23 protein-coding genes, 1 tRNA gene, 1 pseudogene and 1 riboswitch are annotated in these 21,885 nt (G+C 65.0%); of the genes and pseudogenes, 4 read left to right on the top strand and 21 right to left on the bottom strand.

The annotated features are described in order from the left end of the window. Nucleotides 1–15: 15 nt before the first annotated feature. From V8352_RS09870 to V8352_RS09860, 3 genes are read right to left on the bottom strand one after another with little or no spacing between them, the layout of a single operon-like run. Nucleotides 16–492: a DUF2948 family protein gene (locus tag V8352_RS09870; protein WP_336424118.1), complete on the bottom strand. Its 477-nt coding sequence runs from the start codon at nt 490–492 to the stop codon at nt 16–18. Continuing rightward, complete coding sequence (murA, locus tag V8352_RS09865) at nt 489–1,757, bottom strand: UDP-N-acetylglucosamine 1-carboxyvinyltransferase (protein ID WP_336424117.1); 1,269 nt, start codon at nt 1,755–1,757, stop codon at nt 489–491. Before murA ends, V8352_RS09870 begins: the two co-directional genes overlap by 4 nt. A gap of 6 nt (nt 1,758–1,763) precedes the next feature. Then, nucleotides 1,764–1,964 (bottom strand): hypothetical protein, encoded by a 201-nt coding sequence (locus tag V8352_RS09860; protein ID WP_336424116.1) that lies wholly within the window; start codon nt 1,962–1,964, stop codon nt 1,764–1,766. An 82-nt stretch (nt 1,965–2,046) separates the two neighbouring features. Between V8352_RS09860 and V8352_RS09855 the strand changes: the two genes are divergently transcribed. The 4 genes from V8352_RS09855 (at nt 2,047) to V8352_RS09840 (ending at nt 6,076) form a co-directional block, all read left to right on the top strand. Further along, nucleotides 2,047–2,121 (top strand) — tRNA-Thr (locus V8352_RS09855). A gap of 285 nt (nt 2,122–2,406) precedes the next feature. Continuing rightward, on the top strand, nt 2,407–3,288 hold the full coding sequence (locus V8352_RS09850) for an FAD binding domain-containing protein (RefSeq protein ID WP_336424115.1): 882 nt from the start codon (nt 2,407–2,409) through the stop codon (nt 3,286–3,288). Continuing rightward, a complete protein-coding gene (locus V8352_RS09845; RefSeq protein ID WP_336424114.1) occupies nt 3,285–3,752 on the top strand; it encodes a (2Fe-2S)-binding protein in 468 nt (155 codons plus the stop codon). Before V8352_RS09850 ends, V8352_RS09845 begins: the two co-directional genes overlap by 4 nt. Then, complete coding sequence (locus V8352_RS09840; RefSeq protein ID WP_336424113.1) at nt 3,749–6,076, top strand: xanthine dehydrogenase family protein molybdopterin-binding subunit; 2,328 nt, start codon at nt 3,749–3,751, stop codon at nt 6,074–6,076. The genes V8352_RS09845 and V8352_RS09840 overlap by 4 nt, the downstream gene beginning before the upstream one ends. Before the next feature lie 103 nt (nt 6,077–6,179). On the opposite strand, the pseudogene V8352_RS09835 reads toward V8352_RS09840, so the two are convergent. From V8352_RS09835 to V8352_RS09750, 18 genes and pseudogenes are all read right to left on the bottom strand, one after another. Further along, nucleotides 6,180–6,379 (bottom strand): annotated as a pseudogene (locus V8352_RS09835) (hypothetical protein); the annotation flags it as partial. A 238-nt stretch (nt 6,380–6,617) separates the two neighbouring features. After that, a complete protein-coding gene (locus V8352_RS09830) occupies nt 6,618–8,318 on the bottom strand; it encodes a complex I subunit 5 family protein (RefSeq protein ID WP_336424112.1) in 1,701 nt (566 codons plus the stop codon). After that, entirely contained in the window at nt 8,315–9,778 is a 1,464-nt protein-coding gene (locus V8352_RS09825; RefSeq protein WP_336424111.1) for a complex I subunit 5 family protein, read from the bottom strand. Before V8352_RS09825 ends, V8352_RS09830 begins: the two co-directional genes overlap by 4 nt. Further along, nucleotides 9,775–11,238, bottom strand: a complete 1,464-nt coding sequence (locus V8352_RS09820; RefSeq protein WP_336424110.1) for a complex I subunit 5 family protein — start codon at nt 11,236–11,238, stop codon at nt 9,775–9,777. The genes V8352_RS09825 and V8352_RS09820 overlap by 4 nt, the downstream gene beginning before the upstream one ends. A gap of 2 nt (nt 11,239–11,240) precedes the next feature. Continuing rightward, on the bottom strand, nt 11,241–11,561 hold the full coding sequence (locus V8352_RS09815; RefSeq protein WP_336424109.1) for an NADH-quinone oxidoreductase subunit K: 321 nt from the start codon (nt 11,559–11,561) through the stop codon (nt 11,241–11,243). Further along, on the bottom strand, nt 11,558–12,532 hold the full coding sequence (locus V8352_RS09810) for a hydrogenase subunit MbhD domain-containing protein (protein WP_336424108.1): 975 nt from the start codon (nt 12,530–12,532) through the stop codon (nt 11,558–11,560). Before V8352_RS09810 ends, V8352_RS09815 begins: the two co-directional genes overlap by 4 nt. Next, nucleotides 12,529–12,810 carry a cation:proton antiporter gene (locus V8352_RS09805; RefSeq protein ID WP_336424107.1) on the bottom strand — a complete coding sequence of 94 codons (282 nt, stop codon included), beginning with the start codon at nt 12,808–12,810 and terminating at the stop codon, nt 12,529–12,531. The genes V8352_RS09810 and V8352_RS09805 overlap by 4 nt, the downstream gene beginning before the upstream one ends. Next, complete coding sequence (locus tag V8352_RS09800; RefSeq protein ID WP_336424106.1) at nt 12,803–13,099, bottom strand: monovalent cation/H+ antiporter complex subunit F; 297 nt, start codon at nt 13,097–13,099, stop codon at nt 12,803–12,805. The genes V8352_RS09805 and V8352_RS09800 overlap by 8 nt, the downstream gene beginning before the upstream one ends. Further along, the gene (locus tag V8352_RS09795) at nt 13,099–13,551 is read right to left on the bottom strand and encodes a Na+/H+ antiporter subunit E (RefSeq protein WP_336424105.1); all 453 of its coding nucleotides are present in this window, start codon (nt 13,549–13,551) and stop codon (nt 13,099–13,101) included. Before V8352_RS09795 ends, V8352_RS09800 begins: the two co-directional genes overlap by 1 nt. Nucleotides 13,552–13,911: 360 nt before the next feature. Beyond that, the gene (locus tag V8352_RS09790) at nt 13,912–14,895 is read right to left on the bottom strand and encodes a HesA/MoeB/ThiF family protein (RefSeq protein WP_336424104.1); all 984 of its coding nucleotides are present in this window, start codon (nt 14,893–14,895) and stop codon (nt 13,912–13,914) included. Beyond that, the gene (locus V8352_RS09785; RefSeq protein ID WP_336424103.1) at nt 14,892–15,488 is read right to left on the bottom strand and encodes a thiamine phosphate synthase; all 597 of its coding nucleotides are present in this window, start codon (nt 15,486–15,488) and stop codon (nt 14,892–14,894) included. Before V8352_RS09785 ends, V8352_RS09790 begins: the two co-directional genes overlap by 4 nt. Continuing rightward, on the bottom strand, nt 15,485–16,255 hold the full coding sequence (locus tag V8352_RS09780) for a thiazole synthase (RefSeq protein ID WP_336424102.1): 771 nt from the start codon (nt 16,253–16,255) through the stop codon (nt 15,485–15,487). The genes V8352_RS09785 and V8352_RS09780 overlap by 4 nt, the downstream gene beginning before the upstream one ends. Nucleotide 16,256: 1 nt before the next feature. Next, the gene (gene thiS / locus V8352_RS09775; RefSeq protein WP_336424101.1) at nt 16,257–16,454 is read right to left on the bottom strand and encodes a sulfur carrier protein ThiS; all 198 of its coding nucleotides are present in this window, start codon (nt 16,452–16,454) and stop codon (nt 16,257–16,259) included. Beyond that, nucleotides 16,438–17,427, bottom strand: a complete 990-nt coding sequence (locus tag V8352_RS09770; RefSeq protein WP_336424100.1) for an FAD-dependent oxidoreductase — start codon at nt 17,425–17,427, stop codon at nt 16,438–16,440. The genes thiS and V8352_RS09770 overlap by 17 nt, the downstream gene beginning before the upstream one ends. Further along, nucleotides 17,424–17,618 carry a hypothetical protein gene (locus V8352_RS09765; RefSeq protein WP_336424099.1) on the bottom strand — a complete coding sequence of 65 codons (195 nt, stop codon included), beginning with the start codon at nt 17,616–17,618 and terminating at the stop codon, nt 17,424–17,426. The genes V8352_RS09770 and V8352_RS09765 overlap by 4 nt, the downstream gene beginning before the upstream one ends. A 7-nt stretch (nt 17,619–17,625) precedes the next feature. Next, a riboswitch (TPP riboswitch) is annotated at nt 17,626–17,725 on the bottom strand. A gap of 110 nt (nt 17,726–17,835) precedes the next feature. Beyond that, entirely contained in the window at nt 17,836–19,812 is a 1,977-nt protein-coding gene (locus V8352_RS09760) for an ABC transporter permease (protein ID WP_336424098.1), read from the bottom strand. Beyond that, nucleotides 19,812–20,831 carry a quaternary amine ABC transporter ATP-binding protein gene (locus tag V8352_RS09755; protein WP_336424097.1) on the bottom strand — a complete coding sequence of 340 codons (1,020 nt, stop codon included), beginning with the start codon at nt 20,829–20,831 and terminating at the stop codon, nt 19,812–19,814. The genes V8352_RS09760 and V8352_RS09755 overlap by 1 nt, the downstream gene beginning before the upstream one ends. Before the next feature lie 82 nt (nt 20,832–20,913). Continuing rightward, the gene (locus V8352_RS09750; protein ID WP_336424096.1) at nt 20,914–21,855 is read right to left on the bottom strand and encodes an ABC transporter substrate-binding protein; all 942 of its coding nucleotides are present in this window, start codon (nt 21,853–21,855) and stop codon (nt 20,914–20,916) included. Nucleotides 21,856–21,885 lie beyond the last annotated feature (30 nt).

Raw genomic sequence — 21,885 nt, 5'->3', positions numbered from 1 at the left:
ACGGAAGGGCGGGGCTTAGTCCGGGTGGTGCGGCGCCTTGCCCGAAGGGGCAACATAGGGCCGCGTCACATCCTTCAAGGTCACATCCAGTGCCTCGACCTCCAGCCGGATCGCGCCGTCCCCGGCCAGCGTCAAGAGGACATGGCCCGCCGCATCCTCTCCCGGCTCGAAGGTCACCGTGAGCAACGACAGGATCACATCGGGATCCTCGCGGTCGATGCCCTGGCTTGCCACGCCCAGAACGCCGTTGACCACCAGCAGTGACTGGACCCGCTCGGGCACGCGGCGCGTGGCCCCCGCATCCTCCCAGCGAAAACGATTGAGCAGCAGGGCAAAGCGGCGCGCGCCCTTTTGCCACTTCATCTCGGTGATGGGGAATATCGCATCCTGTGCCAGCCCCGAGATGACCTGAAGGTCGTCCAGATCCAGCGCGCCAAGGTTCAGCGCCGCCTCGCGCGCGTCCTCGAATTTGGCGTCCTTGCCCTCGCTCATTGTCCTGTCACCCTTTCGATACGGGCGCCAACGGCGCTCAGTTTGTCCTCGACATGCTCATATCCGCGATCGAGGTGATAGACGCGGTTGACGATCGTCTCGCCCTCCGCCGCCAGCCCGGCCAGGATCAGTGACACCGACGCGCGCAGATCGGTCGCCATGACAGGCGCGCCCTTGAGCCGGCCAACGCCTTTGACCGTTGCCTTGCCCCCAAGCACCTCGATATCCGCGCCCATGCGGATCAATTCGGGCGCATGCATGAAGCGATTTTCGAAAATATTCTCTTCCAGCACCGAGGTGCCGTTGGCGGTGCACATCAGCGCCATGAACTGCGCCTGCAAATCCGTGGGAAAGCCGGGAAAGGGCTCGGTCGCGACATCGACGGCGCGAATGTCGCCCTGCCCGCGTGCGACGGTCAGACCCTCTTTCGTCTCGCTCACGGTCAGACCCGCCGCATCCAGTTTTTCGCAGAAGGCGGCCAGCAGGTCGATCCGCCCGCCAAGGCATGTCACCTCGCCGCCGCAGATGGCGGGGGCCAGCATGTATGTGCCGAGTTCGATCCGGTCGGTCACGACAGGATGCGTCGCCCCGTGCAAACGCTCGACACCCTCGATGGTGATGGTGCTCGTGCCCTCACCCTCGATCTGCGCGCCCATCCGGCGCAGGCAGGTGGCAAGGTCGACGATCTCGGGCTCGCGCGCGGCGTTTTTGAGCACCGTGGTGCCCTTGGCCAGCGTCGCGGCCATCAGCGCGTTTTCCGTCGCGCCGACCGACACGAGGGGAAATTCATAAATGCCGCCCTTCAGACCGCCGGGCGCGGTGGCATGCACATACCCCTCCCTCAGGTCCAGCTGAGCACCCATCGCCTCGAGCGCGCGCAGGTGCAGATCGACGGGCCGCGCCCCGATCGCACAGCCCCCCGGCAACGACACCTCGGCATGCCCAAAACGTGCCAACAGGGGCCCCAGCACCAGAATCGACGCGCGCATCTTGCGCACGATGTCATATTCGGCCCGCTGACTGGTCAGCGCATGGGACGACATGGCGATCACCTGGCCGCCCTGAAGCGTCGAAACCTCAGCCCCGAGCGAGCCCAAAAGCTGCGACATCGTGCGAATATCGCTCAAGCGCGGCGCATTGGTCAGCGTCAGCGGCTCATCGCTGAGCAGCGTCGCGGGCATCAGCGTCAGGCACGCATTCTTGGCCCCTGCGATGGGGATCGTGCCACTCAGGGCGCCATTGCCCGTCACAATAATGCTGTCCATTCGCCTCTAGCCTTCCTGCTCGCTGTCCTTGCCGGACATGCTATCATCATTCTGCGCCGCGCCTGCACCATCTGGCATATCATCGGCCCTGCGCCCACGCGATTGCGCCTTACGCCGCGCCAGATTGGCCTTCAGCGCCTGTTTCAGCCGAGCCTCACGAATTTCGGCCTCGCTGCGCTGCTTTTTGGGGGTATCCTTGCTGCTCATGCGCTGTCTTTACATGAGGTGCCCCGGCGGGTCCAGATTAGGGTTGCAAGGCCCGCGATTAGCGTCTAATCAGCGCCCGATTGCTGTGGTAGCTCAGTGGCAGAGCACACCCTTGGTAAGGGTGAGGTCGAGAGTTCAATCCTCTCTCACAGCACCATCTCCACATTGTTGATGTATGAAGAACCCTTGCATTGTTGATGTATGAAGAACCCTTGCGTTGACAAGGCCAGCCACGCCGCGGCGTGAGACAATCGGGGGCAAACGCGATGGCGCGACGGCGCGCCCTTCCCTATCGGGGCGGAAGGCAAGCCGCACCGCCGATGCCCAATCCAGTTCAGTATCGGAAAATCCGATATCCGAACATCTCATTTTACAGCTTTTCACACTTGGGTCCGTTCACTAGCCTGATCATTACGGCGCGCGTCCTTGGGGCGAGCCGACCATGACGAAAGGCAGAATGATCATGCCGCACTCAGGCGAAATCCGATTTGCAGACACCGTTGAAGACGCGGCCGGCCTGTTGGCTGCTGATCCCGAACTTGTGCCCATGGCTGGGGCAACCTGGGAGATGCGCGCCGACCTGCGCCGCGAGGCCCGGCCCGGGCGTTACCTTGCACTCTCCCGTATAGACGCTCTTGGGCAGATCGCGCTGAGCGACGAGGACATATCCATCGGGGCAATGGCCACGCACGCGCAGATCGCGACCGCATTGACGGGCGAGGCGCAGATGCGCGGCCTGGCCATGGCTGCGGGCTTATCGGCCAATCCGGGCGTGCGGAGGCTTGCCACGCTTGGCGGAAACATCTGCGCGGATGGCTTCGCGGCTGCCGATCTCGTGCCTGCACTGATGGCCCTGGATGCAGAGGTCGAACTGATCCGAGGCGGCCAGACGCAGCGCTTGCCTCTGGCCGAGTTCGTCGCCATGCGCAAGGACACGCCGCGCGCTCTGCTGACACGCGTCATCATCCGCCGCGCGCAGGGCACCGGCGCGCACGCGCGCCTGACAATGCGCGCGGCGGGTGATTATCCCGTGGGCATCGTCAGCGTCTGGATGCCCGATGACGGGCAATCTGCACGGATTGCCATCGGCGCGGTCGAGGCCGCGCCGCGCCGGTGGACCGCGCTCGAGCAGGCTCTGATCCGCGAAATCACCAATGCCCCGCCGGATCCTCTGCGCGCTGAGGAGCTTGCCAAGGCGCATCTGGACGAGATCGCGGCCCGCGACGCCGTGGATGCCAAAGGCGCCTATCGGTTGCGCGTGCTGCCCCATCTGGTGGGCCGCGCGATGGCGGAACTGGCACAGCAGCAAAGGGGAAACGCATGACCATCCGCATGACAATAAATGGCGAAGAGCGCGTCTATCATGGCGACCCGCAGGACAGCTTGCTGACCGCTCTGCGCGCCAGCTATCGTCTGACAGGCGCCAAGGACGTGTGCGGCGAGGGGTTCTGCGGCGCTTGCACCGTTCATGTGAATGGCGAGGCCGTGCCCGCCTGCCTGCGCCCTGTCGGCCTCTTGAACGGGGCCGAGATCCTCACCATCGAGGGCCTTGCGCCGCAAGACACGCCCAGCGCCCTTCAGGCCGCCTTTACCGAGCATGACGTGGTGCAATGCGGCATGTGCTTTCCGGGGATGGTCATGAGCCTGACAGCATTTCTACGCGAAAACCCGGCCCCCAAGAGGGCCGAGGTCAAGACCGCCCTGGTGGGCAATGTTTGCCGCTGCACCGGCTATGAAAGGATCATCGACGCCGTCATGTCGTTGCAGAACACGGAGGGCGCGCAATGACCGAAGAGATGCACAAGGCCGTCATGGATTACCCCCGCCGGGATGCGACCGACAAGTTGCGTGGCCGCACGAAATACACTGTCGACATGGCCGGCCAGGAGGTGCTGCACGCGGTCCTCGTCCGGTCGGACGTGGCGGCCGGCCGGATCGAGCGGCTGGACACAGCCGCCGCCCGCGCCATGCCGGGCGTGCGCGCGATCGCGACGGCGGCGGATGCGCCGGGCCTTCACGGTCTGGGCATTGCTGATCATCCGATCTTTGCGCGCGACGTGGTCCGCTATCATGGTGAGCCTTTGGCGGCAATCGCTGCAGATACGCTCGCCCAGGCGCAGGCGGCTGCAAAGGTGATCGAGGTCGAGATCGCGCCCATTGCCGCCTTGCTGACGATGGCCGATGCATTGGCCCCCGGCGCGCGCGACATCCATGCGGAGTGGCAGGACTACGAGGTGCTGGTGCCCGGCGCCAACCGCGGCGGCAACGTCGCCTGGGAGGCAGGCGTGACGCGCGGCGATACCGCGGCAGAATTTGCCCGCGACGACGTGACCATCGTCGAGGGGTGCTACCGCGTTGGCAGGCAGAACCACGTCTCGTTCGAGCCACGCGCGGTGATCGCCAGCTATGAGGACGGGCGGCACCACATCGTCACATCCACGCAGGCACCATGGACCGTGCGCGCCGTCACGGCCACTGCACTGGGCATCCCTCCCTCGCAGGTCCGGGTGACCGTGCCGCCCGTCGGCGGCGGCTTTGGCCTGAAGTTCGACTGCTCGGTCGAGCCCTACGCCGCAATTCTTGCCCAGAAATCCGGCCAGGTCGTCAGCCTCATACTCAGCCGCGAGGAAGAGATGCTGACGTGCCTTTGCCGCGAAAATGCGGAAATCCACCTGCGCTCGGCCGTCACCAAGGACGGCGAGATCGTCGCGCGCGAGGGCACCGTCCTGATGGATTGCGGTGCCTACGGCGGCGAACAGGTGTTCCTGACCACCATGACGGCGCACACGCTGGGCGGCAACTATCGGCTGGGCACGGCCCGCTTGATGACCAAGGCTGTCTATACGAACACGCCGCCCAACGGCGCCTTTCGCGCCTGCAACGGCGTCTATAACACCTTCGCGCTGGAGCGGCACACGGACGAGATCTGCGCCGCCATCGGCATGGACCCACTGGAATTCCGCAAGCGCCATGTCGTCGGCGACGGCGCGCTGGGGGCGACGGGCCAGATATTCGAGGGTGACGTTTTGCGCCCCATGCTGGAGCGCATGGAGGCAAAGAACACCGAATTGCCACTCGATCAGGCCGAGCCAGAGCGCTTTGCCTATGGCCGCGCAACGACCGTGGGCACGTGGTTCATCTTTGTCGGTCCATCTGCGGCGACGGTCAATCTCAACGCCGATGGCAGTGCGACGCTCGTCACGGCGGGGGTCGAAATCGGGTCCGGCACCATGATGCAATCCCTGCCCCAGATGGCAGCGGCCGAGCTGGGCATTCATCCCGACCAGGTGATCGTCAAGGCGGCCGATACCGATGCGTCGGGCCGCGATCTGGGCGTTGGCGGCGGGCGCACGACCGTCTCGATCGGTGCGGCCAGCGCCGCCGCCTGCGCCGAGGTGCGCAGCAAGCTGCTGGATGTCGCCAGCGAAATGCTGCAAACGCCTGCGGCCAAGCTGGTGCTGGCGAATGGGCGCATCGAGATTGCCGGCCGCCCCGGCACGGGCACGACCATCCAGACCGTCATCGCCGAGGCCGAGCCGCGCCACGGCCCGGTATCGGGCAGCGGCGCGTTTACCGCGCTGGGCACCCCCGCGATGCCCGGCTGCGCCGCCGGGCACTTCATTGATGCAATCGACATTCCCGTCTTTGCTGTTCACAGCTGCGACGTGGCGGTCGACCGGGCCACCGGCCATGTGCATGTGCTGGACTACCGCGTGGTGCAGGACGTCGGGCGCGCAATCAATCCGCGTGCCATTATCAGCCAGGTGCAGGGCGGCGTCGTGCAGGGTCTGGGCTATGCGCTGCATGAAGAGGTCACGATCGGCCCCGAAGGGCGGATCGACCAGAACGGGTTCGAAACCTACAAGATCCCGCTTTCGGGCGACTCGCTTCCAATCACGCTCGACATGTTCGAAGGCGCGCCATCCATCGGCCCCCTTGGCACCAAGGGGGCGGGCGAGGTGCCAATCCTCAATGTCGGCGCGACAATCGCCTGCGCCGTAGCCAATGCCACGGGCAAGCAAGTGAACGAGCTGCCGCTGACCCCGCCGCGCGTACTCGACATCATGGACGCGCAGAGCGCTGCGCTTAGCCTGCCTCATCTGGAGGGATAGACACCTGACATCCGGCCCTGATGTGCGTGTCACGGGCAGGTCGCGCTTTGGCGTGGGAGAATAAATCCCAATCGCGATGCACGAAATCTGTTGTGCAAAAAGACGTCAGCCCGGCGGCGACCACGGCGATGACACCCGATGCACCGATGCTCTGCTCGGCCACGATACAGGCCAGTTACGGCAGCGAAATCGAGATCGAGATCTGTGCCAGTTCGTGCCTGTTGAACAGCGCCATGACCCAGACCGCAACCCGTGCGGCAAGCCATTCCGTGAACGCAACCCCCCGGCAATCAGGACAGGAAAGGATCACCGGGCGCGCGGGGCAATAGTGAAGTTTGCGAATTTTGGGCCGCCGCGTTGCATGACGTTGCAGCAGGTGAAACCGCTCATCCGAGACGTGTATCGACAAAACCGAGCCAATCCGGCGATCTGCCTCGATATGTGTTGACGGCTGCAGACTTTGCCCCCGTTTTGTGGGGGCGCTGACTTTATCGCGCCTTCGGGAACCGGGATGCCGGCTCGCAGCCACAGCGCCTTCGGCTCATCGCCAAAGCCACTCCTGCACCGCGATCACCACCGCCAGAAGAATGAGCAGAAGCGCCAGATAGCGTTGCCTTTTGAGGTAATTCTCGGCGGTGCCCGCCGCCTCGGCGACGGTGCCCAATGCAGAGCGCAAGCCGTCTTCTGCTGCATTCCGGCCCGCGTCCAGCCTTCGCGTGGTCGATGTGGCAAAGTGCGGCAGGTAAGCGCGCGGGCGCACTGCCAAGCGCACGAGCCATGCGGTAAATTGACTGGCTCCGGCCCTGATCGGCGCACCGTAGCGCGCCCAGATCACGGCGGCGACCACACCCGCGATGATCGGCCAACTCGACGACCATATGGATCCGGGTTTGAGCGGATAGCCGGGCTCGAGCCCTGACCAGTCGGGTCCAAGAAGCCAGGGTGCGGCCAGCGCCCCGAGGCCAAGTGCCAGCGTCGGAAGCTCGAGAAACATGTTGGGCCGGCCCTTGCCCGACTTCGCATTGCCCAGTTGCCACAGGAACCACGCCAGAACCAGCGTCGTGGTGATCGCGGTCAGCGTCAGGGCCGTCTCGGCCATGCCCTCCAGCCCGGACTTTGCTGCCAGCTTGGTCAGATTGCCGCCTGTCAGGGGCGCACCCGACACGGACAGCGCCACCAGCGCGACGAGAAGCACCATCGCGCGGCGCCACCCGCCCGCGCAGGCGGCGACAAGACCGACCGAGAGGAAAAGCGCGCCCTTTGCCAGCCCATGGTGGAGCGCATAGAGCGTGACCCGGTCAAAGTCCGGCCCGTCCGAGGCGGATATGGCAGCGGCGATGAGGGCGATCACGAGGCTCATCTGGCTGATCGTGGAATAGGCGAGGATCGCCTTGGGATCGCTTCGGAGAAGACCGAGCAGCGCAGCTCCGAACGCGCCTGCAAAGCCCAGCCACATGAGCCAGTCGGCAAAGTCCATCTTGGCGGGCAGGAACAGCATCAGGCCGATGATCCCCGCCTTGACGATCGCGCCCGACAGCACGGCAGAGGCCGGGGTGGGCGCCGCAGGATGCGCCAGCGGCAGCCAGAAATGCAGCGGCATGAGACCCGCCTTGATGCCAAAGCCCACGATCAGCAGCGCCGCCGCCAGCCCGCCCAGCGGAATATCCCCCAGCGCCATGCGGATATCGCCGATATCGAGGCTATCGGCGGCCTCCATCCCGAGAACGAAGGCTGCCAGCAGGCACACCTCGCCGATGATGACCAGCGCGATATAGACGCGCCCCGCCCGCAGCGCCTCGCGCGTGGCGTCGTGGACGATCAGGACGTAGGAGGCCAGCGACACGGTCGCGAAGGCGACATAGAAGGTCACGACATCCGCCGCGAGGAATACGCCCAGATTGCCCGCGAGTGTAAGGCACCAGAACCCGGTGAAAACCGCAGGTCGCTGCGTCTTGTCCATATAGCTTTGCGCATAGAGCCCTGCGGCGAGCCACAGCGCAGCCGTCATCGCGGTAAAAATCGCAGTGATCGGCGTCACCCGCAACTCGACCCCAAGCAGCAGGAAGGGCACCGAAGTGTCGCCCTGCGCCCCGATCAGCCCCAGCCAGAGCGCCGGCAAAGGCGCAAGGGGCAGCAGCCGGATCGCATGCCGCCGCATGGGCGGCAGGGCCGCGATGCAGCCCAGCACCATCGGCAGGACAAGCGCCAGAAGAGGCAGTGGTGCGCCGATGCTCCACATCATTGCAGATATCCCCGCTCGGCAATCAGGGTGGCCCAGCCCAGCGGGCTGAACTCCGAGCCTGCCATCACGCCCACGGTGAGAAAACTCAGCGCCGCGACGATTGCCGGAGCTGTCAGCATGGGCGATGGCGCGATCCGCCCCGCCGACTCCGGCGCCGGTCGGAACCAGAGACGATAGACCAGCGGCAGAAAGTAGCCCGCGTTCAGCAACGTCGAGGCGATCAGCACCCCGACGGCCCAAGGGGCGCCCGATTGCAAGGCGCCGACGCCGAGGTAGATCTTGGTGACAAAGCCCGCTGTCGGCGGCAGGCCGATCATGCCCAGCGCGCCCAAGGTAAAGCAGGTCGCGGTCCAGGGCATCCGGCCGCCCAGCCCGTCAAGCTGGTCAACGCGGGTGACGCCCGCCCTTTCGTCGAAGGCGCCGGCGCAGAAAAAGAGCGTGATCTTCATCAGGCCCTGATGCACCAGATGGGCCAGCCCGCCGATCACCGCATAAGGCCCGCCCAGCGCGATGCCCATGATGATATACGAGACCTGGCTGACGGTGGAATAGGCCAGACGCTTCTTGATGTTCTCCTGCCCCAGCGCCCGGATCGAGCCCCAGAGGATCGTCGCCGCCGCCAGAACGGCGAGCGGCGTGGCCACGCCAAGGCTGTGCACCCGGTCGAGGCCGAAGACGTCGAAGATCACACGCATGATGCCGAACGCGCCCGCCTTGACCACGGCGACGGCGTGCAAAAGCGCGCTGACCGGTGCGGGCGCCGCCATCGCCAGAGGCAGCCAGCCGTGCAACGGGATCAGCGCCGTCTTGGCGCCAAGCCCGACGATGAAAAGCGCAAAGAGGATCCGCTGGCTGGTGTCGTCCAGCGTCGAAAAATCGACTGTATCGGTGAATTCCACCGGCCCCACGGCGCTTTCCAGCCAGACGATGGCGACAAGCAGAACCGCGCTCGCCGGCATCGCATAAGCAAGATAGGCGCGCCCCGCCGCCAGCGATTTTTCGTCGCGCTTGTGAACGACGAGCGGCCAGGTCGAGAGCGTCAGCAGTTCGAAAAAGATGAAAAACGAAATCAGCGTGCCGGAAAGGGCGATGCCCGTCGTCGCCGCGACGCAAAGGCTGAAAAAGCCGAAAAACCGTGAAAGCTCCGGCTTTTTGCCGAAATACGCGATGGCGTAGATCGTGGTCAGGAACCACAGCGCCGCAGACAGCGTCAGGAACAAGAGCGACAACGCGTCCACACGCAGCAACAGAAAGAGGCCGGGCGCGAATTCGAACTGGCTCTCATAGACCGCGCCGCCCGCCACCTCGTTCAGCATGAAGGTGACAAGACCAAGCTTGAGCACCGCCCCCGTGAGGTTCAAGGCGTTGCGCAAGCGGTGCCGATCATCGGGGATGAAAAAGGTCAGCACCGCAGGCACAAACGATGTCAAGAGGATCAGAATCGGCAGGAGCGCGTTCATTGCAGACCCTCCACCGCCGCTTGGGGAGAGCCGATCTGAAGCAATTCGAAAGGCCCGCTCGATGCGATGCCAAGCATGATTGCCGCGCCCGCCAGCATCAGCGGAACGGCCTGCTGCGCGCGTGACGCCGATGGCGGCGCCTCAGCGGAGTCGGCAAAGAGCATCGCGAGCGGGCGGTAGAGATAGGCCGCCGTCAGAAGCCCGCCCGAAAGCAGGACCACCGCCCAGATCCACTCTCCCGACGCGAGGGCCGATGTCAGCATGAGATATTTTGCGGTGAACCCACCCGACGGCGGCAGCCCCATCAGCGCGATTGCGGCAAGGCCGAAGGCAAAGACGGCCATCGGCGTCGCCCGCGCCTGCCCGCGCAGGCCCTCCAGCCGGTCGTGGCCCAGCGCGGCCATCCAGAGGCCGGCGCACAGAAACATTGCCGCCTTGGCCAGCCCGTGACTCAGCGCGTGAAAGACCGCCCCGGTCCAGGCGCCGGTTGCCCACGGCTGCGCCGCCGAGGCGCCGCCAGCAAGCGGAAAGACCAAGAGCAGATAACCGATCTGCGCAACCGTCGAATAGGCGATAAGAAGTTTCAGCCGATCCTGGCGCAGCGCCATGACCCCGCCGTGCAGGATGGCCGCCGCACCCAGCCCGCCGAGCAGAGCAAGCAGGCCCGGCGTGGCGAGGTCCGGCACCGCCTCCAGCCACAAACGCATGAGGACCACGAAGGCCGCCTTGGGGACCAACGCCGACAGCATCGCGGAGGCGGGCGCAGGCGCGCCGGAATGTGCGGGCGGCAGCCACGAATGGAACGGAAAGAGCGCCATCTTGGCCGCGAGGCCCGCGGTCATCAGGCCCACAGCGAGAAAGTCGGATGGCGCGCTGCGGCGCGCTGCGATAAGGCCGATATCCAGCACCCCATGCGCGGAATAGAGCAAGGCCACGCCCAGCAGGTAAAGCAGCGAGCCCAGAAGCGCGACCAGCATGTAGCGCAAGGCCGCCGCCAGCGTCTCCTGCTTGGCCTCGATGGCCACCAGCGAGACGCCACAGAGCGACATGAGTTCCAGCCCGACGTACAGATTGAAGAGGTCGCGCGACAAGAACACCGCATTGATCGCCGCCCATAGTAGCATGGCAAGCGGCCAGAATGCCCAGGTTCTGCGCGCTTCATGCGGCCCACGTTGAAACTCTGCGCATCCTTGGCTCACCACGCCGGCCATCACCAGCGCCGTCATTGCCAGCAGGCCGCAGGCCAGCCCGTCCGCTTCCAGCGTGATGCCGAGTGGCGAGGACCACCCACCAACCTCGATCACAGCGACGCGCCCCTGCGCCACGATGGCGACAAGCGCGGCAATGGCGGCGCCCACACCGATCAGCGTGCAGGCCGCCAGAGCGCCGCCATGCCGCCCGAAAATCACCGCAAGCATCGCAGCCGCGATCGGCAGCCCGACAATGAGGGCGATCAGCATCGTCATCCCGCCTCGTCGCCTTCGTCTTCGGGCAGGCGGGGGCTGCCGCTGGCGCGCGCGTAGGCCACCAGCAGCGCAAGGCCCAGCGCCGTGGCCGACAGGGCCACGACGATGCCGGTAATGATCAGCGCTTGCGCCACCGGGTCCACCGCCGCGCCCGAGACGCGCCCCCCAGCAGACGCAAGCATGAGAAACACGCCCGATCCCGTGACGTTGAAAGCGATAAGGCGCCGCAAGATATTGGCGTGCAGAACAAAGCCGTAGATCCCGACCCCGATGACCGCAGCGCCGCAAAGGCCATAGACTGTGGCACTGTCGATCATACGCGCTCCCCTCGCCGCTGTTCTTCTCGCGACGGCTCCTCTGGGGGCTGTTCTTCTGGCGGGCCTATGATGGCCAGCGCCAGCGTTGCCGCGATCGACAGGGTCAAAGCCGCCTCGACAAGAAGCGTCAGGGTCTTTGCGATTTCGGCGCTCTGCCCAAGGAAGGTACCCGCGGCGGCACCCGCCAGCCCAATGGCAAGAAAGATCGCAGGCCCCGCGACAAGCGACAACCGCAGCCACCGCGACGCGATGAGCGGAGGCTGCATCGCACCGCCCATCATCGCCACCACCGCCACAGCGGCAAGCAAGGTGCCCGCCTGAAACGCACCGCCCGGCTGCGATGAGCCGGCCCAGAAGATGTAGATGCCGACCACGAGGCCGATAGGAGGCAGCAGGCGAGCGAAGCTGTCCAACACGCCCCCGGATTTGACGTGCTGTCGAAGACCGGGCCGCTCGCCCCATGCGCGGTCCTGCGCGGTCGACCAGATGCCGATCAACGCGGCCAGCAGGACGACGCTTTCGATCAGGGTGTCCCAACCACGGAAATTCAGCAGAACAGCCGTCACCGGGTTTTCGACCCCTGTGGTTTCGAGATTTGCAGCCACCTCTTGCCGCAAGCCTGCCGCGCCCCGGATGGACAGGAACGCCCAGCCCGCGCCCAGCGCGGCGATGCCGCCCGCCCCTGCCGCCATTACATGCCCCGCAAGCCGCGATGGCACCGGCAGGCTCTCCGGCAGGCGCGCATTCGCTCCCAGCAAAAGCAGGCCGGTCAGACCAGCGCCAAGCGCGACCTCGGCCAATGCGACATCCACGGCGCCAAGGCGAAGCCAGCCCAGACCGACAAAGACCCCGTAGACGATAAAGAAAACCACTGCGCCAAACCGGTCGCGCACGGTCACGGCCAGGAGCGCGGTCGTGACGATCATCGCGCATAAAACCAGCTCGAAACCGGTATTGACCAGTGCCATCATGAATTGCGCCGGTGCAGCGCCGTGCGCGCGATCAATTGCGCCGTGGTGCCCGCCGCCAGCAAGGCCAGCCCCCAGATCAGCCCCAGCCGCGCGACCACCCACCAGCTGTCAGCCTGAAAGGCAAGCCCCAGAAGCAGACAGCCCAAGCCGACGTTGTCGGCCTTGGTCAATGCGTGCAGGCGACTGAAGGTGTCGGGAAACCGGATCACGCCCGCTGTTCCAGCCACAAAGAACCCCAGGCCCAGCGCCGTCATGACGTAGGTGACAACGTCAGGCACCGCCCACCTCCTCGTCTTCTTCTTCGGGATCGCCGGCGCTGTCCGCGCTCTTGGCCTTGGCAAAAGCCACGGCCGCAAAAGCTGCGAGCAGCGCCAGCACCACGGCAACGTCGATCATTCCCCAGTCGGTGGCAGCGGCCAACAGAACCACCACGCCCACGCCCCCCGTTCCGATGAGCTGCGCGGCCATCATTCGGTCGGCAGGCTCGGGGCCGCGCCACACCCGCCAGAGGGCACCCCCAAGGCTTATGAGCAGCAAGAGGGCAAGACTGGTGAGCCAGATTGTCATCAGGTTGCCCTCTTCAAGCGCGCTTCTTCCACGCGGACCATGCGCTCCAGATCCTGCCCCTTGTCCAGCACATGAACAAGCAGTTTGTCTTTGCCGGTTCCGGCCGCCAGCGTGCCGGGCATCAGCGACAATTCACCGCCAAGCGCGACCTTGCCGCCGTCCGGCAGATCCACCGCGATCTCGACCCATCCGGGATCCAGCGGCATCCGGGGATCAAGCGCCCGCCGCGCGACATCAAGCCCTCCGAGGAACGAATGCCACAAGAAACCGGGAACCATCGGCAAGAGTGCAGTGATCTTGATCGGGCGCGTCGCAGGAAGGAGCCGGACACTGAGCCAGCTTGCCGCCAGCACGGCGCCGATCCCCGCGACAAGCGCCTCTCCCCCCGTCAAGACGATCCACAGAACGGAAAACAGGACCGCGCGTCTCACATAGGCTACGAGCACTTTCACCAAGGCCTCCCCAGTCGTCCTGCAAGTCATCTTGCCCGGCCAGTGGCGGGCGAAGGCCCACGGCCACCATGGCATGCGGTCAGCGCCCTGCGCACTGCCCATCCTATCCGAGCGGAAGGCTTGGTCAAACAAATCGCCGGAGCTATCGCACACGTCTCAGCGAAACGCACTCCCAGAAAAGACGCCCCAAGCTGCGAAAAGGTTCCCCGGATCAGTGAGTAAATCTGCCAATTTGTCGCGTGACTTGGAACAGAAGCGCACCTCGATCCCCGGCCCGCCATCTTGCGCGGCGAAGGACGGGTCGCCAGTCGATCTGCCAGAGGCTCAGACGGCATGCGGGGCCCACAAGGCCCGACGCGCTCAGTGCGGGCCGAGGCCCGGATCACCCAAGGCGACAAGGCATATCTCCCCGTCCCAAACCGCGCCCAGCCGCTCGGCCGCCTGCCATGACCTGAGGCCCGACCGGCAGCATAGAACCGCGCGCTGGCCAGGTCCGGGCGCAGGGCCGCCAGGCCCGAAGGCGGCGACAGGCAGGCGATGTGCATCTGGATGCACCAAAGGCGCCTCATCCTCGCGCCTCAAGTCGACGAGGAAATCGGTGGCGCGGATGCTGGATGAGGCCAGAAAGCGGGGACAATGCACAGGCTCGGCGGCGCTTTCAAAGCGAAACCCGCCAAAGCGGAAATCATGCCCATCGAAGGTGACGATCTGTCCAAGGGGCGACGGCGCGCCGCCGCCAACCAGGGCCATCGCCATCTGTGCCTGAAGGGCGCCGATCACGCCCACTGCGGGGCCCAGCACACCGTCCTCGGCGCAGGACCCCAGACGCTCGGGCAGGTCAGGAAAAACGGCCCGTAGGCTGGGCCCGCCACCGCAAAACGCGCCTGCATACCCCTCGACCCCGACGACCGAGGCGCTGACCAGCGGCAATCCCGCATCATGGCACACATCAGACAGAATATAGCTGGCGGCAAAGGCGTCTGCGCAATCGAGCACCAGATCGACACCCTCGCAGAGCGCGCCTGCATTTGCCGGATCCAGCGCGGCGATGACAGACGTCACCCGGCAGTCGGGGTTGAGGGCGGTGACGAATGCGGCGGCAACCTCGACCTTGGGCGCGCCGATGTCCGCGCCGCGAAATAGCGTCTGGCGGTGCAGGTTCGATGCATCCACGCGGTCAGGATCGACCAGTGTGATGCGCCCGACCCCGGCCCCGCCCAGATATTGCAGCACCGGCGCGGCAAGCCCGCCCGCCCCCACGACCAGCACCGCCGCCTTGCGTAGACGGGCATGACCATCAGCGCCAAGGGACGGCACGGCGATCTGGCGGGCGTAACGTGTCATCGCGTCGCCTCGATCCATTGGCGCACGCGGGCATCGGGATCACTGCTTAACGTGATATCGGTGACCGCCGCGACTATATCGGCACCTGCCGCAAAGGCGCCCGCCGCGCGCTGGGTGGTCATTCCGCCGATGGCGACCAGAGGCAGATCGCCCACCAGCTGCTTCCACTCGGCCACGCGACCAAGCCCTTGGCTATCCCACTTCATCTTTTTGAGGATGGTCGGATAGACTGGGCCCAGCGCGATGTAATCCGGCCCCAGCGACAGCGCCCGGTCCAGCTCGGCGTTGTCATGGGTGCTGATGCCCAAGCGCACACCCGCGCGGCGAATGGCAGGCAGATCGGCGGCATCCAGATCCTCCTGCCCCAGATGCACCCAGTCACAGCCCGCATCGATGGCGATGCGCCAGTGATCGTTGACCACCAGAACCGCGCCATGCGCGTTGCATAGGGCCTGCGCGCGCGCCACGTCGCGCTGCACATCGGCCTCGCCTGCGTCCTTGATCCGCAGCTGCACCAGCTTGACGCCAAGAGGCAGAACACGCTCCAGCCAGTCGGTGTTGTCGAAAATCGGATAGAAGCGATCAAGTTTCATTCCAGAAACGCCCTTCCGATCACCGGGGTCGATGGCTCGGCCATGTCGCGCGGCTCCATCGGGTCGGCCTCGAAGGCCAGCCTGCCCGCCTCGACCGCGCGGGCAAAGCCTTGGGCCATTGCCGCCGGATCGCCCGCCTTGGCAACCGCAGTGTTCAAAAGCACCGCGTCATAACCCATTTCCATCGCCATCGCCGCATGACTGGGCAGGCCCAGCCCGGCGTCGACCACCATCGGCACGTCCGGAAACTGCCGCCTGAGCGTGCGCAGGCCATAAAGGTTGGTCAGGCCCAGCCCGGTGCCGATCGGCGCACCCCATGGCATCAAGACCTCGCAGCCCGCCTCGAGCAGACGATCCGCCAGCACCACATCCTCGGTCGTGTAGGGAAAGACCTCAAAGCCGTCCTCGACAAGGATGCGCGCCGCCTCGACCAGCCCGAAGGGATCCGGCTGGAGCGTGTCGGCATGGCCTATGACCTCAAGCTTGATCCAGGGCGTCTCGAACAGCTCGCGCGCCATATGGGCCGTCGTCACCGCCTCGCGCACCGAATGGCAGCCCGCCGTGTTGGGCAGCACCCTTACCCCAAGGCCGCGCACCAGATCCCAGAAGGCGGCCCCGGCCTGCTGGCCGCCCGCCTCGCGGCGCACCGACACGGTTGCTATGCCCGCGCCCGAACGCGTGAATGCCTCGGCCAGTATTGCGGGGGATGGATAGAGGGCCGTGCCCAGCATCAGGCGCGAGGCAATATCGCTTTTGTATAGGCGCATCTCAGCCTCCCTGCCGCGGCACGACAATCTCGACGCGGTCGGCGGGCGCAAGGGTGGTGCCAGCGCGCGCGGCTGCGGGAACAAAGCTTTCGTTCACGGCGGTCGCGACCTTTGCGCCGCCATAGCCAAGCTCTTCCAGAGCCATTTCAAGCGTCTGGGCTGCGATGTCGGTCGCGCTGCCGTTAACTATGATCTTCATCGAACAACTCCGGTTTGCTGCCATCGCAGGCTGCCTCCACCGCCATCCGCGCCAGCGCTGGCGCCAGCAGAAAGCCGTGACGGAAAAGGCCGTTCACATACATCGTCTCGCCATGTTTTCGCAGGCGGGGCAGGTTGTCGGGAAAGGCGGGGCGCGCATCCACGCCGATCTCGACCACCTCCGCATCGCCAAAGGCCGGGTGCAGCGCATAGGCCGCCGAAAGCAGCTCGAGAACCGAGCGCACTCGGGGCTTGCGGTCGTCGCTTTCGATCTGGGTGGCGCCCAGCATGAAAACACCATCCCCGCGCGGCACTACATAAAGAGGAAAGCGCGGATGCAGCAGCCGAATGGGGCGCGTCAGGGTGATTTCATCCGTCCGAAGCACGACCATCTCGCCCTTGACCCCGCGCAGGTCAGGCAGGACGTCGCGCGCCGCAAGGCCGCGGCAGTCGAAGGTCAGGCCGTTGGACTGGCCCGCAGTTTGGCCCCACTCGGCCACAAAGGTGACTCCGGCCCCTTCCAGCCGGTCGCGCAGGTGCGTCAATGCACTGCGTGGATCCAGATGTGCCTCGGTCCGAAAATGCAGGGCGCGGCTGAAGCTGCCGGCCAGATCCGGCTCGAGCGCGCCGAGGGCCTCTGCATCCAGCGCCTCGTGCCCGGTCGTGCGCCGCGCATAGCGGTCAAGCTCGCGCCGGTCGCGGGCAAGGGCCAGAACCACGGTCCCGCGGCGCGCGACGTGCACCCCTTGGCGCTGCCACCAGTCGGCGGCCTCATGCCCGAGGCGCACGACCGGCTCTTCCGCAGTCTCGCCCTCACACAAGGGGGCCAGCATTCCGCCAGCCCACCAAGAGCAGCCATGCGGACCCGGACGGGGCGCGGGATCGCACACCGTGACATCCCATCCCCGCGCGACCAGTTCGGTCGCAACGCAAAGCCCGGCAACACCCGCGCCAAAGACCGTCGCCCTTGTCATCGAGGCACCTTGCGACGATGAGGGACCGGCCCGCCGGGATCTTCATTGGAAACCGGCACGACATCAAGCGTGCTCCTAAGGTCTAAAGGCAGGCTGGCGGGAATTCCACGGATCACTGATATGCGTGTTTCTGGCGTCATCTCTTCTTCCTGCGGCATCGGCAAAGAAGAAGAAAAAGCGACGGGCGTCACCCCTGAGGCCAAGTCTGTCTCCGTTCCCTACGCCGGCATTGTCCGGATCAGGTTCGATGGGTCGACTTGCGCCTCTCAGCCCTCAGCGGGCACCCCAACGGAATTGCAGTATATGTAACACCCAGCGCAGGACGCCGCAAGAAGGGCAACGGAAAGCCCGGCCCGAAGTGGGCCGTCGATCAGCTCGCGCCCAACGGCACGCGCTGCATCTACCGCACTAGTCGCCGAGGCCCAGCTTGCGCTTTTGATCCGTTGCCCATTTCAGGATCGTCAGATCGAAGGTCAGCGCCATCAAGGCAACGCAAATGCCCAGCACGAAGTTCTTGCCCATATCGGTGCCCGCCAGTGTGCGCTGCAACTCCTGGCCCAGATCCTGCGTGCCGATGAAGGCCGCGATGATCACCATGAAGAACGCGAACATGATTGCCTGGTTGAAGCCCACGGCCATCGTCGGCAGCGCAAGGGGCAGTTGCACCTTCCACAGCTTTTGCCGCCGTGTCGCGCCCGACATGTCTGCGGCCTCCAGTATTTCCACCGGAACCGTGCGCAGCCCTTCTATCGTGTAGCGCGTCAGCGGCACCATTGCGAAGATCAGGATCGAGAAGATCACCGCCACATCCGTGATGCCAAAGAGCATGATCGCAGGAATGAGATAGACGAAACTGGGAAAGGTCTGCGCCGTATCGCAAGCCAACAGCACCCGGCGCGACCACGTGTCACTACGCGCCGCCGCGATCCCGATGGGCAGGCCGATCAGCATGGCAATCGCCACCGCCGAAAGGACCGAATAGAGCGTGATGACCGACCGGTCCCACCAGCCCGAAAGCGCTATGAGACCAAAGAAGAGCGCTGCGGTCAGCGCCTGCCGCCGCCCGCCCAGCCAAAGCGCAAAGGCAGAGATCAAGAGGATCAGCGCAGGCGTCGGGATACTGAGCAGGAAGTTGCGGAAGGGGATCAGCACCTGAACGTTCAGGAAATAACGGATACCGCCCGTGATCGCATTGACCCAGCCAAGCGCCAGGAAGTTCTTCATCAGGTCGTCGATTTCCTTGCCCTGACTGAAATTCTGCGTGCGCCCGATATTGCTGGCCACCTCGACGAATTGCCCGAGGACGCAGAAAAAGACGAAGGCACCAACGCCGGTCAGCAGCAGGAAATGCTGCTTCCACCAGGGGGTGCCGCGCTCGAAATGCTCTGGCTGCTTGATCGCCCAGGCCTTGGACATCCGATCCAGCATGACGGCGATCAGCACGATCGTGACGCCAATCTCGAAGCTGCGGCCCAGCTTGAAACTGCCCATCATGGCCAGAAGTTTCGCACCAAGGCCCGGCATCCCGATGAAGGCGGTCAGGACGACCATCGCGAGGCTGAGCATGATGACCTGATTGACCCCCACGAGGATCTCGGTCCGGGCCGAGGGCAGATAGACATGACGCAAAAGCTGCCAGCGGGTGCAGCCGCTCATATGGCCCGCCTCGACCACCTCATGCGAGACCTTTTGCAGGCCCAGCGTCGTCATCAGGATCATCGGTGGGATGGCGTAGATCGTCGTCGCCACCGCGCCCGCCGTAGGCCCGACCTTGAAGAAGATGACGGCCGGCAGCAGATAGGTAAAGAATGGCAGCGTCTGAAGCACCGAAAGCACCGGCCTGATCGCCCGGTCCAGCCACGCATAGCGCCATGCCATGATGCCCAGCGTCAGCCCGATGATGAAGGCAAGCGGCGCCGCGACGACCAGCACCGAAACGGTCTGCATCGCGATGGTCCACTGGCCGATGAGGGCCGTCCAGACAAAAACGCCCCCGCCCAGCAGCGCCATGCGCCAGCCGCCAAGGTAATAGCCGGTGACAGCCGCCACAGCGGCGATGGCCGTCCACGGGATCGGCCCCAGATAGGGCCAGCGGCGTTGCCCGAAAAAGAGGTTGGCGGTGGCATCAAGCAGCCATTCCAGCCCCTCGGTCAGAAACCGCGTGAGGGCAAGCAGGCCCATGTCGTCCTTGATGAAGTTGAAGATCGCATCCAGCCACGTGGCAAAAGGCGGTATCATCGCCTCGGGCAGCCGGTGCAGCGCGGCGGGCAGAAGGCCCGAGTATTGCAGCAATGTCAGAACGATGGCCGCAGCGACCAACAGGATCGCGGTGCGCGGACGGGTGAATTGGCGCGCGGGGCTGGTATCTGTTGCCACCACTGCCATCAGGTTGCTCCCACGAGGATTTCAAGCGCATCTGTGCGCCGAAATGCGCCCAATGGCTGGCCATCGCGGACCACGGGGATTGCCTCGCGCGTGTCCTGCACCAGAAGTTGCGCCATCTGGTGAACGGTCGTGCCCGCATCCACAGGCTCCCCGGTGCCGACCAGATCGGGCTTGGCCAGAACGCTGGCACGCACGACACGGGCCTTGTCGATGTCCTCGGTGAACTTGCGCACATATTCGGTCGCCGGGTGCAGCACGATCTGGTCGGGGGTGTCGCATTGCTCGACCGCACCTTCCTTCATGATGGCGATGCGGTCAGCAAGGCGCAGGGCCTCGTCGAAGTCATGGGTGATGAAAACGATGGTCTTGTGCAAGAGCCCCTGAAGGCGCAGGAATTCGTCCTGCATCTCCTTGCGGATCAGCGGATCGAGTGCGCTGAACGGCTCGTCCAGAAACCAGATGTCGGGCTCGATCGCGAGGCTGCGCGCGATACCGACGCGCTGCTGCTGGCCGCCGCTGAGTTCGCGCGGAAAGTAGTCCTCGCGCCCTTCCAGCCCGACCAGCTTGATGACCTCCATCGCCCGTTCGCGGCGCTGGTGCCGGTCCTGCCCGCGCATTTCCAGGGGAAAGGCGATATTCTCCAGCACCGTGCGGTGCGGCAGCAGGCCAAAGGATTGAAAGACCATGCCCATCTTGGAGCGGCGCAGCTCGATCAGCTCGCGCTCGCTCAGCTTCATTACGTCCTGCCCCTCGACGGTAATGGTGCCGCCGGTGATGTCATGCAGGCGCGAAAAGCAGCGCACCAGCGTGGATTTGCCAGAACCCGAGAGCCCCATGACGACCAGCATCTCTCCGCGATGCACCTCGATACTGACATCCTTGACGCCCGCGATATAGCCGTCGGCACGGATCTCTTCGAAACCGCGCCCTGCAGGCATGGTTGCGAGGTAGGTTTTGGGGTCGCTGCCAAACAGCTTCCACACATTGCGGCACGAGATAACGGGTGTTTGCTGGTCCATGGTCCATCCTGAATAGGTCAAATCGGCCCCGCCACACAAAGTGCGGGCGGGACCGGACATTTGGGTGTGCGTCAGGCCCGGATCAGTTGATCCAGCCCTGCCAGACATCAGGATTTTCCTCCAGCCACACGGCTGCCGCCTCTTGTGGCTCCATCTCGTCGATATCGACCAGCTTGGCCATCTCGGCGATCTGCGGGTTGGTGAAAGAGACCTTTTCAAGCGTTGCGTAGGCTGCCGGCCACTTCTCTTCCATGCCTTCCCACGCGGCCTTTTTCAGGTAGCCATCGGCAGGGTTGCCGCAGTCATAGAGCGCGTCGGGGTTCGGCCCGACGGCAGGATCGGTGTCGCAGCCATCCTCCCATTCGGGGAATTCGACAAACTCGCCGGGCCAGACAGCCTCGGCAAAGTTGGGCGTCCAGTTGAACACGACGATGGGTGTCTTGTCAGCCTCGGCAGCGCCGATGGTGGCCCAAAGCGCGGCCGCGCTACCGGCGTTGATGACGGTGAAATCCATGCCCAATGCCTCGACACGCTCCTTGCCATGCTTGAGCCAGTCAACGGGGCCATCGAGGTAGCGGCCCTTGTCGCCCGTCTCGGGGGTGGCGAAGATCTCGGCGCAGTCGTTGAGCGCCTCCCAATCAGGCAGGCCAGGGCAGGCTTCCTTGGTCCACATCGGGTACCACCAATCCTCGCGGGTGACCGCGTTGTGATCACCGACATCGACGATGCCACCCTTTTCCATGGCCGCGCGGAACGAGGCACCAAACGCGCCCTCCCAGACTTCCATTTCCAGCGTGACATCGCCCATACGGATCGACTCGTAGACGGCCTGGCTGTCGGTGGTCACATATTCCACGTAGGCGCCCTGCTGTTCCAGAAGTTGCCCGACGACATTCGACATGACGATCTGCGAGGACCAGTTATGGATCGGAATCACGATGGGGTCGTTGCTGTCCTCGGCCAGCACGGCCATGGGCGCGAATGCGGTCATAGCGGCCAGGATGGCCGTTTGTGTTTTCTTCATTGTAATCTCCCGGTTGTCGCGGCAAAGGAT

It is taken from the genome of Roseovarius sp. D0-M9 (assembly GCF_037083805.1).
In the GTDB taxonomy this organism is placed as follows: domain Bacteria; phylum Pseudomonadota; class Alphaproteobacteria; order Rhodobacterales; family Rhodobacteraceae; genus Roseovarius.
The sequence above is the reverse complement of the archived record's forward strand: the minus strand, read 5'-3'. Positions and strand labels throughout refer to the sequence as shown.